The following is a 17,245-nucleotide window of genomic DNA, read 5'->3' as shown; positions in this document are numbered from 1 at the left end:
TATAGGGAAGCAACTCATGCTGCCCGCCGCGCATCACCGCGTGGCGTCCCTCACGCAAGGAAAAAACCGATGGCGAATCCAACCCTGATCGGCGCCCTGTGCGCCCTGACTTTCTGCGGCACGCTCCAGGCGCAGACCCTGACGCTCGACATTCCTGCGGGCGCGCTCCAGCCGGCACTCGACCAGTATGCGCGGCAGACCGGCGTACAGCTCCTGTACCGCGCCGAAGACGTGCAGGGCCGCCAGAGCGATGGCGTGCGGGGCCAGCTCGATCCGGGCCGCGCGCTCGATGCGCTGCTGGCGGGCACAGGCCTGGCGGTGCGGCGCGACGGCGGCGCCGTGATGATCTTTCGCGAAGCGGCCGGTCCGTCCACCTCCGGCAACCGCGACCAGGGCACGGAACTGAACACGGTCACCGTGACTGCGCAAAAGCGCTCACAGTCAGCCCAGGACGTGCCGATCGCCATGACTGCCCTGTCTGCGCGTACCCTGGAGACGCACCGGGTGCAGAACCTGCAGGATGTCGCACGCCTGACCCCTGGCCTGCTTGTCTCCGCCTTCAGCCAGGCCAATCCCACGATCGCGATTCGTGGCGTGAGCAACACGTTCTCGCAGATCGGCGTGAACAAGCCGGTCGGCGTGTTCGTCGACGACGTGTTCATCCCGCGTAACAGCGCCGCCAGCTTCGAGCTGTTCGACCTGGAATCGATCGCCGTCCTGAAAGGCCCGCAAGGCACGCTGTTCGGCCGCAACGTGACCGGCGGCGCCATCGTCATCAACACCCGGCGCCCGGACACCGACCGTATCGCGCTCGAAGGCGAGATCATCGCCGGCAATCATGGCGAACGCCAGGCCAAGGGCCTGGTCAACCTGCCACTGGGCGACGGGGCGGCCATCAAGATTTCTGCGTCGAGCCGCCAGCGCGACGGGACGGGACGCGATCGCCTGACGGGCCGCGAGCAGGACGACATCGACAGCCAGAATATCCGCGCCCAGGCCCTGGTACGCCTGGCGCCAGGCGTGGAAGCGACCTTCAGTGCCGACTATGGCGACGACAGCAACGGCGGCCGCACACTCTCGTCCGATACGCTGGGCGCCGATGGCGATGTCCGCACGTCCGAACTGGGCGTCGACCAGGGCTACCAGCGCACCATCAAGGGCATATCGGCCAGGCTGGCATGGCGCCTCGCAGCGGGCGAACTGACCTCGATCAGCGCCTGGCGCCGGTCGGCATCAAGCGAAGATTACGCGGGTGTCGGCGCCAGCTACACCTTCCTGACGAGCGGCAGCCAGAGCGTCACCCGCGACGAGGACGAGGTCACCACCTTCTCGCAAGAATTGCGCTATGCCAGTCCAAAATGGGCGCATGGTAACGTCGTCACCGGCCTGTACTTTTCAGACGAAGATGGTGCGCGCCGTCTCGGCGTGCGCGCACTGGCGGCCCGTACCGGCGCACTGGCCAGCGCCACCCTGGCTGAGCAACAGGTCGACAGCCGCAGCGCCGGCGTGTTTGCCGACGGTATTGTGCACCTGGCCCCGGTGGTCGACCTGACCGTTGGCGCCCGCTACACGCGCGACCGCAAGAGCGCGAGCCTGGTGCGCAGCGACCTGCTGCGCCCCGCCAGCAACTTCAGCGTGAGCGCTCTGCGCAATACCTGGAACGAAGTCACGCCGCGCGCGGTGCTGACCTGGCGGCCGGCGGCCGGCCTGATGACATACATGAGCGCCACCCGCGGCTTCACCAGCGGCGGCTACAACGCCGATGCCTCGAGCGCCACGGCGTTTCGCATGCCGTTCGATCCCGAGACGGTCGACAACTACGAGCTGGGTCTGAAGTCGCAGTGGCTGCACAACCGGGTACGCCTGAACGCCTCGGTGTTTCACATGAAGTACCGCGACAAGCAGGAGCTGGTCAACAATACCCAGACCGGCATCCTCACCATCTTCAATGCCGGCAAGGCGACGGTCGACGGCAGCGAGATCGAACTGGCGGTCAAGCCCGCGAGCTGGCTCGACCTGTCGGCCAACTTTGCCTACCTGGACGGGCGCTATGACCGTTTCGTCGTCGGCACCGTCAACAACAGCGGCAACCCGATGTCGAATTCACCGCGGCGCCAGGCCGGCATCGCCGCCGACCTGCGCTACCCGGTCTCGTTTGGCTACCTGGTCGGCGCGGCCAGCTATGCCTGGAAAGACAGCTACAACACGGGCGCGGCCAACGACCCCAACCTGCAATTGCCCGCCTTCGGCCTGGCCAATCTTTCCGCCGGCGTCGAATCGCCCGATGGCACCTGGCGCCTGCTGGCCTGGGTCAAGAATGCCAATGACACCACCTACCTCCTGACCCGTTCGACCCAGGTCGTGCGTGCGCGCTACGTGGGCGAGCCACGTACCTTCGGCCTGAGCCTGACGGGACGCTTCTGATGACGGCGCCGAACGACAGGCGTCGCCGACTGCTTGGCGCGCTGCTGCCGCTGGCCGCAGCATCAGCCGGCGCAGCGCCGCTGCGCGCATTGGTGGCGCCGATGCCTGCGCCCGAGCGTGAAGGCGCACCGCTCGCCGCCTGGCAGCCCGGCTGGCTCGATATTCACCACATCGCGACCGGCCGCGGCAACGCGACCTTCGTCATGTTCCCCGACGGTACCAGCCTTCTGATCGATGCCGGCGCCTCGCTCAATGGCCTGGATGTTTCGGTGGCGCCCCGGCCCGACGGCAGCCGCCGGCCGGGCGAATGGATCGCGCGTTACCTGCGCCGCCATCTCGGACGCGCCGGACTGGCGGGCCTGGACTACCTGCTGGCCACCCACCTGCACCCGGACCATACGGGCGATGTCGATGCCGCCTCGCCGCTGGCAGCGGCTGGCGCCTGGCGCCTGGGCGGCGTGACCGATGTCGCCGAGCAGATTCCGATTTATGCCGTCATTGACCGCGGGTTCCCGGACTACGATGTTCCGCTGCGCGTCGATGCCCCCTTCGCAAACAACTACCGCGCCTGGATCGCCGCGCGACGCAAGGCAGGGCAGCGCGTCGAGGCCTTTGTGGTCGGCAGTGCCGCCCAGATCGCGGCGCGCGGACACCGGTCGGCTGCTACCGGTTTCGAGGTGCGCAATATCGCAGCCAACGGCGAGGTCTGGACCGGCCAGGACAGCGCCACACGCACGCTGTTCCCGCCGCTGTCGTCGCTCGCGCGCGCCGACTGGCCGAACGAAAACCAGTGTTCGGCCGCGGTGCGCATCGCGAGCGGGCGTTTCAGCTACTTTACCGCCGGCGACCTGACCAGCTACACCCAGGATGGCGCCCTGCCCTGGCACGATGTACTCGGGCCGGCCGCGCGCGCCGCCGGCCCGGTGTCCGTAGCGACCGCCGACCATCATGGCATGTTCGACGGTCTGAGCGCGCAGGTCGTACGCACCTTGCGTCCACGCGCCTGGATCATCCCGTCCTGGCACATCGCGCATCCGGACATGCTGCAACTCGAACGCATGTTCAGCGAGCGGCTGTATCCAGGACCGCGCGCCGTATTTGCCACCACGGTGATGCGCGAAAACCTGCTCGCCAACGGCCGCCTGACGCGCAAGCTGCTCAGCCACGACGGCCACGTGGTGGTGCGGGTGCCGCCGGGCGGCGATCGTTTCTACGTGGCCGTCACCGGCAATGCCGATGAACATGACCGCGTCAGAATGGTCACGGAGCAGTTTGCCGCATGAGGTGCGGCACACCCCATTGCCCGATCAGGCGCGCGAGGCTCAAACCGCCGGCAAGCGCACCACCGCATTCAGGCCGCCCTCGGGATGGTTCGACAGCACCAGCCGGCCGCCATGCGCTTCGATCACGCCGCGCGCGATACCCAGGCCCAGTCCCATGCCCCCGTCATTCTGCTCGCGCCCATGGGCCAGCCGCACATACGGGTCGAACAGGCTGGCAAACGCTTCATCGGGCACGCCGGGCCCGTGGTCGCGCAGGCAGATCAGCACCCAGCCAGGCTCCTGGCACACGCTGATCTCGGCACGCGCGCCGTAGAACAGCGCGTTGTCGAGCAGGTTGCCAAGCGCGCGCTTGAGCGCCAGCGGTTTGCCGCGCACCGTCACGCCGGACGGCTGCCAGGCCACCACGTGCCCCGCCAGTTCGGCGCTGCGCACCATGCGGCCCAGCATTGTATCGAGCTTGATCTCGGTCGGATTTTCGTGAATGTCGCTGTCCTTCACGCATTGCAGCGCGCCCTTGACCATCATGTCGAGTTCATCGAGGTCTTCCTCGAATTCGTCGCGCAGCGCTTCGTCGTCCAGCAGTTCGGCGCGCAGCTTGAGCCGCGTGATCGGCGTGCGCAGGTCGTGCGAAATCGAGATGAACAGGCGCTCGCGATCGTCGATATAGCGCCCGATGCGCTCGCGCATCGCGCTGAAGGCGCGCGCGGTGTTGATGAATTCGCGGCTGCCGGTTTCGGGCAGCGGACGCGCCTCGTCATCATGGCCCTGGCCCAGCGCCGACGCGGCATCGGACAACGCGGCCAGCGGCCGCGTGATCGAGCGCACGACGAGCAGACAAAGCAGCAGCACCACGGCCAGCGACAGGATCTGCGGCATCAGGCGATCCCACGCGAACGGATCGCTGCTGTCGAGGAAATACGGGTTCGGCATCAGGGCCGCCATGTACAGCCAGTTACCGGGCTCGATCTCGGTCTGGATCACGAGGATCGGGGCCGGGTCGGGCTTGAGAAGCAGCACGTGCTGGACCCAGGCATTGGGCAGGTCCTCCAGACGCACATCGTGTTCGGCCACCACCAACCGGTCAGGCCGGGCAAACGCGAGCCGGAAGCCCGGCGAATGCGGCAGGTCGCTCCTGAGCGTGGCGTCGACCGTGGCAATCACGCTTTGCGCAAGCGGGTGCGGCGCGATCTGCTCGATCGGCACATAGGCATGATTGAGGTTGACGAAAAAGCGCGTGCCGCCCATTTCACGCAACTGCTGGATGATCAGCAGGCGATAGGCCGGCGGCAGGCTGCGAAAGAAGCGGATCGCGCCGGCCGCGCTGTGCGCCACGTACTGGGCCGACGACTGCGCCTCGACCTGCGATTTGGCGCGCAGCTGGCTGGCCCAGATTGCGCTGGCCGCCAGCTGCGTCACCAGCACGCCGGCCACCATCACGAGCGTCAGGCGGCCAAGCAGCGACGCCGGCAACCAGCGCTGCAACAGCTGGTGAAACCTGTGCCCGAACGGGTTGCTGCTGCGGCTAGACACTGGACACGCTGACGTCGGCCGAGAACACATAGCCGGCCCCGCGCACGGTCTTGATCAGCGCCGGCTGCTTGCCGTCGTCGTTCAGCCGCAGGCGCAGGCGGCTGATCTGCACGTCGAGCGAGCGGTCCAGCGGGCCGGCGTCGCGCCCGCGCGTTTCTTCGCACAGCAGGCCGCGGTCAAGGATCTTGCCGGGGTGTTCGGTGAAGTATTTGAGCAGCTGAAAGTCGAGCCCCGTGAGCGCCACCGGATTGCCGGCGCTGTCCGTCACGGTGCGTTCCATCAGGTCGAGCGTGAAGCCGACAAACCGGTGGTAGCGCACCGACGGCGTCTCGGGCGCGGCGCGGCGCAGGATCGCCTTGATGCGCGCCAGCAGCTCGCGCGGACTGTAGGGCTTGGCGATGTAGTCATCAGCGCCCAGCTCGAGGCCGACGATGCGGTCGGTTTCGTCCGAGCTGGCCGTGAGCATGATGATCGGCACGTTCGAGCGCTGGCGCACCTGCTTGCACAGCGCGAAGCCGTCGGTATCGGGCAGCATCACGTCCAGGATCACCATCGACAGCGTCTCGAGGTGCGCATGGAATTCGGTCAGGAAGCTCTCGCCGTTGTGCGACAGGATCACGTCGTACTGGTTTTTCTCCAGATACGTCTTGAGCAGCACGCAGGTTTTTTTGTCATCGTCTACGATCAGTATCTTGCGCACCCGGCGTCCCCTGGCTGGTTAGATTGAATAGTCGGAACAAGGCGGCGAGGCGGCGCTGCGCCACCGCCACCGGCACGGCGTCGTCGAGCAGATAGCGATGCACCTCGGCGATGATGGCGTCGCGGCTGGCTTCGTCGGTCGCCATGCGGTGCACGAGGCTGGGCGCCTGCACGGCCTCGCCGCCGGCGAAGGTCGTCCACGACGCCCGCGCACAACTGTCCATGCGCGCCGGCTCCGCATCGCGCCGCACCGGCACCGCGCCCTTGAGCAGATTGAAGTCGGCCTGGATCGACGGCGACAGCAGCAGGCGCGCCATCTTTTCCTGGGCCTCGCGGTGCCGGTAGTCGCCGGCGAACATCGACAGCGTATCGACACTGTACAGGTGATACGCGCCGGTGCCCGGTGCGCCGACGCAGCCGTAGTCCTGGTCCAGCACCATCCGGTGTTCGGCCAGTTCGGGCTTGGCCCAGTCGCCCATGATCATCATGCCGGCCTGGCCGGCGGCGAAGCGGCGCACGACCTCGGTCCAGGGCCGCTCGGCCAGCTGGCCGCCGGCCCAGCCCTTGATCGTGCGCAGGCGCTGCAGCGCATGCGCGGTGCGCGCGTCGAAGGCGGCGGCCGGACTGCGGCGCACGAACAGCGCGCGATAGAAGGCCGGCCCGCTTTCGGCCAGCACCAGGTTCTCGAACAGCGCCGCCACCTGCCAGGCTTCGCTGCTTTGCGCCAGCGGTTGCACGCCCGCAGCCAGCAGGCGCGCGGCGACGGCGTCGAATTCGGTCCAGGTGGTGGGTGGCGCCAGCTTGAGCCGGGCAAACAGCGCGCGGTTGTAGAACAGCGTATTGACGCGGTGGATGCCGAGCGGCGCGGCCATCGTGTGCTTGCGGTACTGGATCAGGTTCTGGACCGTGGGGAACAGCACGCCGCGCCAGTTGTCGGCAACGGCCACGTTGTCCAGTTCGAGCAGCAGGCCCATCTCGGCCCATTCGGCGACCGACACGCCGATGATCTGCGTGACTTCGGGCGCGTCGCCGGCCAGCACCCTGCCCTTGAGGACCTTGCCCGCGCCAATGCCGGCGCCGCCGGGAATCGCGGCGTCTTCCCACTGCACGCCCTCCTTGCCGAGGCGCTGCGCCAGCAGGTCGGCCGCGCGGCGTTCGCTGGCCGAGGTCCACCAGTGCAGCACCTGCAGGCCGGACGATGGCGCCGCAGACGATGTCGCGGGCGCCGGTGGCACGATCGCCAGCATGGGCGCGGCCGCCTGCCCGGCGCCGTGCAAGGCGCAGGCGGCCAGTACGGCAGCAATGCGCAGGCGTCGCCAATCGAACCAACGCCCCGCCACTTTTCCGATCGACGCTCTCACCCGGTATCCCGCAGAAAACGCTGATTATAGCCCCGTGCCTCGTTACCCAGCAGGCATTTCGGCCAAGCCGTCAGCGCCGGTCGATGCGCGCCACCAGTCCCGGCCTGCCATTGCGGTCGAAGGCCGCGACCTGGATCAGCCCACGCTCGGTGATCGGCCCGGTCACCGGCCGGCTGCTGGCGGTCGGCGTGCTGCCGTCAACGGTATAGCGCAGCGCGATCCCCGGCAACACGTGGTTGACCAGGACCTTGTCACCATCGAGCAGCAGGCCCGGTGGCGCAATGCGATACGCCACGCCGGTGCGATCCAGGTCGAGGCGCGGCAGCACGCGCTGGCCCAGTGCATTGACGAAGCCCGACCAGGCCGTGCGGTGCAGCGCCGCCGCCTTCGTGGCATCAGGCTCGGTGGCCCAGGCCGGATCCGGCGCCCAGGCCCGTTCGGCCACCGCCAGCAGGCGTGGCATGACCAGGTAATCGATGCGGGCCGGGTCGCGCACCGTTTCGGTAAACAAGGTCGCTTCCAGGCCACGCACGCGGCGCTTGCCGTAATCGGTCAGGCCATCCTTGCCCACACGCGCAGCCTCGGTCGCGTTCTTCAGGTAGTCGAACGGGATGAAGTCATAGGGGGTGTCAAGTTCAATGTAGTCGCCCCAGTTCACACCCGGTTCTTCCGGGTTGGCGTTGTAGGCCATGTCCATGTACATCTTGGTCACGGGCGCCAGCACGATGTCGTAGCCGGCATTGGCCAGCCGATAGGCCAGGTCTTCGGCGCCTTCGGTATTGTTCCAGACCCAGGCCAGGAACCCTTTTTGCGTGAAGCGCGGATTCGGGATCAGCTTGTTCCTGCCATGCAGCGTGGTCTTGCGCGCCGCCAGCTCTTCCCAGCCCGACGTGTAGAGGCCATGCTTGCGCAGCATGCCATCGACCCGCTCATAGAAATAATCCCACAGGTCGGCTGTGGATTCGCGGTGTTCGCGCGACATCATGGCGCGGCTGGCCGGGGATTGTTCCCAGGCGCCGTTGGGCAGTTCGTCGCCGCCCATGTGGATCGTGTGCAGCGGCGCGCCCGCTTCGCGGTGCAGCTTCACCACTTCGTCGACGACGTGCTGGACGAACGTGAAGCTCGACTCCAGGCCCGGATTGAGCACGTGATCGTTGTACAGCTGCGGCGACTTGTAGACCGAGCGATCGGCGAAATCATTGAGCAGGTACTTGGCCGCGTCCTTGTCGCCGGCTGCCTTCAGGCGGTGGTAGCGCGCTTCCATCGCCTGCACGGCGGCGCGCGCGTGGCCCGGCATTTCGAGCTCGGGGATCACTTCGATGTGACGCGCTGCCGCGTAGCGCAGGATCTCGATATAGTCGGCGCGTGTGTAGTACCCGCTGCCGCTGGCATCGCGCGGGTCGGGCCCGGAGCCGTAGGCCGGCTGCAGGCGCACGCCCGGCCTGGCGCTGTGCCCGCGCACGGCGCCGATCGACGTCAGTTCGGGCAGGCCGGCGATCTCGAGGCGCCAGCCTTCGTCCTCGGTCAGGTGGAAGTGGAACTTGTTCATCTTGTAGCGCGCCATCAGGTCGAGCCACTTGAACACGGTTTCCTTGGTGTGAAAGTTGCGCGATACGTCGAGCATGAAGCCGCGATAGGCAAAGCGCGGCGCATCGACGATCGTCACCTCGGGCACCGACTGGTCGGCGGCGCCGGGCAACGGCAGCAGGTCGCGCAGGGTCTGCAAGCCATACGCCACGCCGGCCGGGCTGTTGCCGACGATGGTGATGCCGCCGGCCCGCACTGCAAGGCTGTACGCTTCGGGCGAGGTCTGTCCTTCGACCTTGCCCACGCTCAGGCGCAGCGCCGGGCCGCTGCCCTGCAGCGATGCCGGGAACAGCGAGCGCGCCAGGTCGGCTTCGCCTGCCAGTGCCGCTGATGCGCTCACCACCGGCTTGCCCGTCAGGCGCAACTTGCCACTGCCCTGCGTCAGTTGCAGGGGCGTTGGCAGCACAAGGGGCACGGCGCTCGCCGGCAACAAGTCGGCACGCTGGTTGCTGCGATACGTATCGGCAGCGGTGACCACGGGCCGGGCGCCGGTATCGCCCTTGTCCAGCTGCTCGGGGCGCGTCACCGGCAGCAGCGCGAAATCGCTGATCGCCACGCCGACCTCGGGCTGCGCGTCGTACACCAGGTACGGCCCAATGGGCGCGCGCGCCATCTTGATGATCACCTGCGGGTGGTAATAATCGATGTCGAGCGACTGCCCCGGCGCCAGGCCCGCAAAGTTTGCTTGCGGGCGCAGGCGGTACAGATTGCCGGCAACCTGCTCCATGCGCAGATTGCCCGTCACCGCACCCGGCACGACACCATCCATGCTGTTGAAGTACAGCGTCCAGCCCTTGGCAGGCAGGCGCTGGCTGTCGTTGTTGGTCAGGGTCATGCGCGCCTTGGCGCGGCCCTGCGGCATCTGCGGCGTGTACTCGTTGCGCAGCAGTTCCCAGCGCATCTGCAGCCGGGCGCCGCTGGCGACGCCTTCCATGCTGGCCGCAGCGGATGCTGCCAGCGGCGTGGGCGGTGCGGCGGCCATGCCGGCCAGCGGCGCAGCCAGAAGCAGCGATGCCAGGGCGCAGCGTCGAACCAGGTGTGTGGTATCCAAGAGTGTCTCCAATCCAGCCAAAATTAGTTTCGTCGTTCAGGGTTGCGGGGGCTTGTACCACCGGTCGAAATCGCGTTGCAGCCTGGCGGCCGCAGGTTCGGGCGCCAGCGTCCCTTTCAGCACGTCGGCATTGACACGCCATAGCACGCTTTCCATGCTGGGTTGTCCGCGGTGCAGCACTTGCGCATTCAGGCGCACGGTCGAGGCGCAGCTGTTGCGCCACTCGACCATCTGCTTGGCCACCGGATCGCGCATCGCAATCAGGTGATTCGACAGCGTGAAAAAGCCGGTCAGCCGGTTACTGTAGATGTCGGCAAATTCCTGCGAGCCGACCCAGGCCAGAAACTTGAAAGCGTCCTGCTTGTTCTTCGATGCGCGGTTCACGCCCAGCCCCAGGTCCATGTGGTCCGAGATGAAGCAGGCGTCGCCCCGTTTTTTGACCGGCGCGGCAAACACGCCCAGCTCCAGGCCGGGCGCGCTGCTGAAACGCGCGATATCCCAGGAACCGGCGGGATAGATTGCGGCGCGGCCCGTGGCAAACATCGCCTGGCTCTGGCCATAAGTTTGCGTCGCGGCGCTGGCGGGCAGATAGGCGCCCATGCGGGCACCGAAGCGCAGCGCCTCGACGAACGGCGGATCGGTCAGGCGCGCGCGCCCGTCGGCCAGCGCCTTCTGGCCAGCTTCGCCGCGCCAGAAATTCGGCCCGATATTGGTAAATACCAGCTGGCTCGCTTCCCAGCCGTCGGCCATGCCGAGCGCCAGCGGCGCGACGCCGTTCTTCTTCAGCACATCGAGCACGCGAAAGAATTCATCCACCGTGCGCGGCGCCTGCAGGTCGTACTTGCGGAAGATCGCCTTGTTGTACATGAAGCCGTGGATCACCGACGCCACCGGCATGCAGAAGGCTTCCTTGGCGCCGGCCGTCTGCCAGGCCACCATCGCGCCCGGCTCGAAATACTGCATGCCGGGCTTGCCATCCAGGCGCTCCAGATGCCCCTGCGCGTACAGGCTCAAAGACGCGTCGAACGGCCTGCACGCAACCAGGTCACCGGCGCTGCCGTCGGCCAGGCGCGCCGCGAGGCGGCCATCGTAGTCGGTGGGCGCGGTCGGTGCGAACTTGACGTCGATGCCGGGATGGCTGCGCTGGAACGCCGGGATCAGCACCTTTTCCCACAGCGCCTTGTCGTCCACGCGCCAGCTCTCGATCACGAGCGTGCCGGCGTGCGCGAGCGGCGCCACAAGGGTCAACAGTACGCACAGCATCCATCCGGCAAAGTGCATCGGCCTGCCCTTCTCAGTAGTGCGCGTACGGATTCTTGTTCCGGTTCGCGTAGTACAGCCAGGCGGTGCCTGCCACGCTGCCCGAACTGGTGAAGTCCGCATTGGTATTGCGCGTTGCGTAAGGCATGCTGCCCAGCTTGTCGACCATGTAGTTGAGCGACTCGAGCATCTGGCTGGCCCCGTTGCCCGCGCACTGCAAGGTGGGCGCGCCCTGGCGCATCGCCATGATCGCGCCCAGGCTGCCCTCGCTCCAGACGAACGGCGCGCTTGACGGCACGTTGTCGTAGATGACGTCGTAGAAGCCGACGATGCCGCTCACCTTGCGCGACGGGTAATCGAGCTGCCCGGCGACATTGAAATAGTCGCACATCCCCGGCAGCGCGGCGGCGAAGTTCTGCCCGGCGCTGCCCGTGTTCCCCAGCGCCAGCACCGACCACGAATACGTGTCGAGATAGCGCTCGCCGGTATTGAGGGTGCCGGTATTGGCGTCGTAGCCACCCAAAAAGCGCGTGCCGTTCCACAGGCTTTCCGCCGTCTGCCGCAGTTGCGTGGCGGCGGTCAGGTACTGGCTGCCGCCATTGAGCGCGTGGTACTGGTGCAGGCTGGCGTAGGCATCGAGCTGGTGCTCCAGCGCGAAGATGCCGGTGCGCCCCGCCACGTAGTTGGTTGGCGCGAAGCGCAGGCCGCGGCGGCCCACACCATTGATCGTCACGGCCACGGTTTCTGCGCGCAGGTAGTCGTGCAGGCGGGTCGACATGGCCAGGTACTTCGTGCTGCCAAAGGCTTTCTGGTAGGCGTTGAGCGCCATGCCGAGCCAGGCGTTGGCGCCGGCGATGCGCATGTCCACGCCGGGATTGGCGTCGGCGCCATCGGCCAGATAGGCAAACACCCAGGCCCCGGACGCTGTCTGCGACCTGGCCAGCGCGTTGATGATCTGCTCGGCACTGGCCTGCTCGCCGGCCAGGCTGAAGGCGATCACGGCCAGCGCCTGGTCATACAGGAAGGCCGAGTCCATGTCGTGGAAGCTGCGGATCAGGCGCCCCGCGCCATACGGCCCGCCCGTGACCTGCGGCGTATTCATCATGCGCTGCAGTGCGGCGATCTGCGCGTTGGCGGACGTTGCCGGCGCCGGGAAATAAGCGGCGGTATAGGCCGTGAGCGCCGCCGGATCGATTGGCAGCGACAGCTTGGTGGTGCCCGTGATCTGGCCGCTGCAAAAGCCGCCGGTCGCATTGCAGTTGGGGCCCGAGAGCGGATTGTAGGATGCTGGATGCAGCACCAGCACGGCGCGGTCGGCGCTGCCCACCGAACGTGGCAGCGTCAGCGTGAACGTGCCGTCGGCACTGATGACGGCGCTCGCATCGGCCTGGTAATAGAAGACGTCGTGGTGAATGAACACGCCCAGCCGATAGTTCTGGACGCTGCCTGCCGGCAGCGCATGCGCGCCGCGGAACACGGTCTGCGTGGCCGACTGCGTCAGTTGCGAGACGCCGAACGCCACGGCTGGCACGCTGGCGAGCGGCGGTTCATTGTACGGAAAATCCCACCCCGACCAGACCGGCCACGGTGACGCGGCGGCCACGGCGACAGGCGCCGCCGACAACTGCCGCGACATACCCGCCTGCACGCCGCCATCGGCGGCATTACCGCCACAACCGGCCAGCACCAGCGCCGTCGCTACCGCCGTCGCTTTCGCACCCAGACCATTGTTCGCACCACGCATCGCATTCTCCTGAAGGACACTCTGCTGACAAGTTGCTGTCCGGTCGCCGGGTGGCGACCGGATGATCACCGCTTTACCAGTCCACGCCCACGCGCACACCGAACATGCGTGGCTCGTTGTACTGGCCAATGACATACCCCGGGTCGACGATGCGCGCATTGTTCTTGGCAAGCACGTCGTTCAGGTTGTTCACGTACACCTCGGCGCGCCAGTTGCCGCTCGGTGCGGTCAAGCGCAGCGACGCATCATAGGTTGCGTAGGCGTTCTGCTGGTTGCCGACCTTGGGGTTGTCCAGGTTCTGGATGCTGAAGTACATCTTGTCCTGCCAGCGCGCGGACAGGCGCGGCGTGAGTTCGTAGTCGCCAGCCAGCACGAAGCGCTGCGAGACTTCGATCCGGGCGGAATTGCGCGGCGCGTTCGGCAAATCATTACCCACCACGTTCGCCGGGAAGCGCCCGACCAGCGCCTGGTTCGGCCCCGTGTAGCGCACGCACGGCTCCACGCCGTAGGTGGCGCGGAACGGGCCGCACGGCACGTCACGCCAGGTCTGCGTGTAATCCGGATACGACACCACCTTGGCGCGCAGGTGCGAGTACTGGAAATTGACTTCGGCGCCCGCCCATGGACGGTATTTGCCTTCCAGTTCGAGGCCCGAGATCTTCGCTTCGGCCGCATTCGTGGTGCCGTACAACACCGCCGAATCGCACGATGGATTGGCCGCGGTGCACGGGATCGCCGGGATGATCTTGCCCATCTCGACCGCGCCCGTCATCTGCATGTCCTTGTAACGGCTGTGGAAGGCGGTGGCCGAGAACGACAGGCGGTTGTCCAGCATGCGGCCCTTGTAACCGACCTCGAAATTGGTCAGCGTTTCAGGCTTCCATGGCAGGAAGGTGTAGTGCGGGCCCGGCTCGCGGTCGGCGCAGTTGCCGCCCAGGCCGCGCGCGCAGATGTTCTGCTTGTCGCTGAAGCCGCCGGCCTTGTAGCCGGTCGAGAGCGAACCGAACACGAAGTCGTCCGGCGTGACCTGGTAGCTCAGGCCCAGGCGCCAGGTGAACTTGTTCCACGAATCGCGGTTGCTGCTGATGTCGGGCGTGATGCCGGCCATGCCGGCCACGCCGTAGTACGAACCCATGCCGGGTTTGAGGTCGCTGCTGTTGAAGAAGCGGCCCGGGATCGGCGTGTACTGGCCCTGGAAGTACGAGTACGGATCGCCCGTGGTGCCCGAATCGTAGAACTTGCCGTTCTTGTCTTCGCGCTCGTCGCGCGTCATGCGCCCGCCGACCGTCAGGTTCCATTTGGGTGCGAAGGTCCAGTCGACCTGGCCGAAGGCGGCCATCGATTCAGCCTGGCGGTCGGTCTGGTCGTACAGCGCGTAGTACGGCGCGCCCGGTGCGTTGACCATTGCCGAGATCGAGTCTTCACCGAACTCGATCGCGTTCTTTTCGTGCATCCAGAACAGGCCCGTGACGTAGCGCAGATTGCCCTGCTCGCCGCGCAGCTGCAGTTCCTGGACCGTGGTCTTGAACTTGGACGAATTGGTAAAGCCGGCCGAATCGTTGACGAAGCCGCCGTAGATGTTGATGTCTTCGGCCAGTGGCTGGTAGCCCGAGTCGCCGTCGCGGATCTGGCGGCGGTTCTGCTCCGAGTACGACACGTTGTATTCGACGGTCGTGTGGTCGTTCACGCTCCAGGTCAGGCGGTTGCGGAAGGTGTCGATGTTCCAGTCGAGTTCACCCGGCCGGTTGATCTTGACGTCCCACTGCCCGCCCGGGCAGGCGTGGGCCGTGCCGGCCGCCATCGTGCAATCCTTGAGCGCGATGTCGCCGGCGCCCTTGTTGGTGTAGCGCTCGTAGGCGCCGAGCCATTCGAGATCGTTGCGGATCTTCCAGCGGCCCTGCAGGCGCGCCGCCCATTCGTCCTTGTTGCCATAGGCATCGCTGGCGCCGACCTTGCGGTTGTAGCGCTGGTCGACATCGGGAATGACGTTGCCGGCCGCATCGCGCGCCGGCGTCACGCCGAACTCCGGGAAGTTCGCCGCGTAGAAATCCTGCTCCTGGTTCAGGTAGCTGTCGCGCTTGATGACCATCATCGTGGCGCGCATCGCGAAGTTGTCGCTGACCGGGATGTTCTGCACGGCCGTCACCTGGCGCAGGTTGTAGCGGCCGAGCGTCAGGCCGGCATTGCCTTCGGTCGAATTGAATTGCGGCTTGTTCGGGATGATGTTGATGCTGCCGCCCGTCGCATTGCGGCCAAACAGCGTGCCCTGCGGGCCGCGCAGCACTTCGACCTGCTCCAGGTCGAACAGCAGCGCCAGCGCCGATTGCGGGCGCGGCGTGTAGATGCCGTCGACGTTCAGGCTGACTGCCGGATTGCCGATCTCGGTAAAGTCGTTGCTGCTCACGCCGCGCACCGAAATCTTCACGCCCGAGCTGCCATCGGTCGCACTGCCCAGTTGCAGATTGGGCACTTCGCCACTCAGGCCGCGCACGTCGGTGATGCCCTTGCGGGTCAGTTCTTCCTGGCCGACGGCGGTCACCGACACCGGGGTGCGCAAGAGCGAGGTCGAATGGCGCGTTGCCGTGACCTTCACTTCGGCGATCGCTTCGCCACTGCCGATGCGCGGCGCCGCTGGCGCAGCTGTGTCCTGCGCCAGGGCCGGCATGGCGATGCAGGCGCTGGCGACAGCCGCACTGATCAGCGTTGTATGTGGTTTCAGTAGAGACATCCGGTGCTCCTGGTATGAAATGAAAAACGATGGACCGCGCAGCAGCGCCGTGCGGACAAGTCCTGGTGGGGTGGAAATCAAGGTCGGGCGGATGCGCCCGGACTGCGCCAGCGGCGGATCTTGTGGCCGTAGGCTGCGTACCAGAGGATCAGGCCGTAGCACGGCAACAGCATCCAGTAAGCGCCGCGCGAGGTATTCAGATCGGCCAGGTGGCCGTACAGCAGCGGCAATACCGCGCCGCCGGAGATCGCCATGACCAGCAGCGCCGAGCCGCTTGCCGTGTAGCGGCCCAGGCCCTGCAGCGCCAGCGGCCAGATGGCCGGCCATACCATGGCGTTGGCCAGGCCCAGCAGCGCCAGGTACATGACCGTGTCGGGCACGGTCGGCACGCCGGCCCAGCCGATCAGGGCTTGCGAGACGCCGCTGTCGGTGGGCGAACCGGTGGCCACGCCGATCGTGAGCAGCAGGCCCGCAACGGCCGACAGCATCAAGGCGCGCTGCTGCGACAGGTAGCGCGGAATCGCGACCACGCCGATCAGGTAACCGAGCACCATGCACATCATCGTGTAAGACGTCAGTACGCCGAAGTTGGCCACGTTCAGTTCATGCCCATACAGGCCGATGGTGTCGCCGGCGATGACTTCCACGCCAACGTAGGCAAACAGCGCCATCGCGCCCAGCACCAGTTGCGGGAACTGCAGCACGCCGGTGCGCTCGACACCAGCCTCGGGCGTGTCGGCCTCGGGCTCGATATCGCGCAGGTTCGAAAAATGGATGAAGACCATGATCACGAACAGCACCGCAGCCATGCAGATGTATGGCAGCACCAGCCGCTCGGACAGGCCGGCCCGCGCAGCGCTGCGAGCAACCGGGTCGAGCGCTTCGAGCGCCGTGTGCGAGAAGCTGTCGATGTCGGCCAGCATCAGCGTGGAGAACACGAGCGGCACCACGACCCCGGCGCCCTTGTTGAAGAGGCCCATGATGCTGATGCGCATGGCGGCGCTCTCGCGCGGGCCAAGGCAGACGATGTAGGGATTGATCGCGGTCTGCATCAGCGTCATGCCGCTGGCGAGCGTGAACAGCGCCACCAGGAACAGTTCGTAGCGCGCACTTTGCGCGGCCGGGATGAACAGCAGCGCGCCCACGCACATGATGCCCAGACCGATTGTCATGCCTTTCTTGTAGCCGGTGCGTACCAGCACCGCAGCCGATGGCAGGGCCATGGCCGTGTAGGCGATGTAGAAAGCGAAGGTCACCCACAGGGCCTGGAAATTGTTCAGGCCGCAGACGATCTTCAAGAAGGGAACCAGCGAGCCATTGAGCCAGGTGACGAACCCGAGGATAAAGAACAGCAGGCCGACGAACGCCATGCCGAGGACAACGTCGCGCCTGGAATTGCCGGCAACCGGCGCGCTGGCGAGGGTCACAGCCATGCTGCGCTACCTGCGTCGATGGCGGCCAACAGTGCGCACGACAAGCGGTGCGGGAGCGTTTTGAACTGTTGCATGAATGTCCTCGTGTTATCGATGATTCATGCTAGCAGCGGTGCCAGCGGGCGACCACCTACCGCCAAGAAAC

Annotated in this window: 10 protein-coding genes; 2 read left to right on the top strand and 8 right to left on the bottom strand. The window is 66.6% G+C overall.

Translation table 11 applies throughout. From position 1 onward, the window contains the following. Nucleotides 1-69 precede the first annotated feature (69 nt). Complete coding sequence (locus tag AC1MGT_RS13610; RefSeq protein WP_499500590.1) at nt 70-2,424, top strand: TonB-dependent receptor; 2,355 nt, start codon at nt 70-72, stop codon at nt 2,422-2,424. Beyond that, nucleotides 2,424-3,707: a ComEC/Rec2 family competence protein gene (locus tag AC1MGT_RS13605; protein ID WP_499500589.1), complete on the top strand. Its 1,284-nt coding sequence runs from the start codon at nt 2,424-2,426 to the stop codon at nt 3,705-3,707. Before AC1MGT_RS13610 ends, AC1MGT_RS13605 begins: the two co-directional genes overlap by 1 nt. A gap of 39 nt (nt 3,708-3,746) precedes the next feature. On the opposite strand, the gene AC1MGT_RS13600 is transcribed toward AC1MGT_RS13605, so the two are convergent. The 8 genes from AC1MGT_RS13600 to AC1MGT_RS13565 form a co-directional block, all read right to left on the bottom strand. Further along, on the bottom strand, nt 3,747-5,267 hold the full coding sequence (locus AC1MGT_RS13600; protein ID WP_499500588.1) for an ATP-binding protein: 1,521 nt from the start codon (nt 5,265-5,267) through the stop codon (nt 3,747-3,749). After that, complete coding sequence (locus tag AC1MGT_RS13595; protein ID WP_499500587.1) at nt 5,230-5,937, bottom strand: response regulator; 708 nt, start codon at nt 5,935-5,937, stop codon at nt 5,230-5,232. The genes AC1MGT_RS13600 and AC1MGT_RS13595 overlap by 38 nt, the downstream gene beginning before the upstream one ends. Beyond that, nucleotides 5,909-7,297, bottom strand: coding sequence for an ABC transporter substrate-binding protein (locus AC1MGT_RS13590; RefSeq protein ID WP_499500586.1), 1,389 nt, complete (start codon nt 7,295-7,297; stop codon nt 5,909-5,911). The genes AC1MGT_RS13595 and AC1MGT_RS13590 overlap by 29 nt, the downstream gene beginning before the upstream one ends. A gap of 70 nt (nt 7,298-7,367) precedes the next feature. Continuing rightward, entirely contained in the window at nt 7,368-9,935 is a 2,568-nt protein-coding gene (locus tag AC1MGT_RS13585) for a family 20 glycosylhydrolase (protein ID WP_499500585.1), read from the bottom strand. Nucleotides 9,936-9,971: 36 nt separating this feature from the next. Beyond that, nucleotides 9,972-11,216 (bottom strand): ABC transporter substrate-binding protein, encoded by a 1,245-nt coding sequence (locus AC1MGT_RS13580; protein ID WP_499500584.1) that lies wholly within the window; start codon nt 11,214-11,216, stop codon nt 9,972-9,974. Between the two features lie 13 nt (nt 11,217-11,229). Then, nucleotides 11,230-12,939 carry a hypothetical protein gene (locus AC1MGT_RS13575; protein ID WP_499500583.1) on the bottom strand — a complete coding sequence of 570 codons (1,710 nt, stop codon included), beginning with the start codon at nt 12,937-12,939 and terminating at the stop codon, nt 11,230-11,232. Between the two features lie 73 nt (nt 12,940-13,012). Then, complete coding sequence (locus AC1MGT_RS13570; protein WP_499500582.1) at nt 13,013-15,667, bottom strand: TonB-dependent receptor; 2,655 nt, start codon at nt 15,665-15,667, stop codon at nt 13,013-13,015. A gap of 77 nt (nt 15,668-15,744) precedes the next feature. Then, entirely contained in the window at nt 15,745-17,100 is a 1,356-nt protein-coding gene (locus AC1MGT_RS13565; RefSeq protein WP_499500581.1) for a sugar MFS transporter, read from the bottom strand. Nucleotides 17,101-17,245: the final 145 nt, after the last annotated feature.

The sequence above is a fragment of the Telluria sp. BA11 genome, from assembly GCF_056680305.1.
Note: the sequence above shows the minus strand (reverse complement) of the source record. Positions and strands in the feature narration are given on the sequence as shown.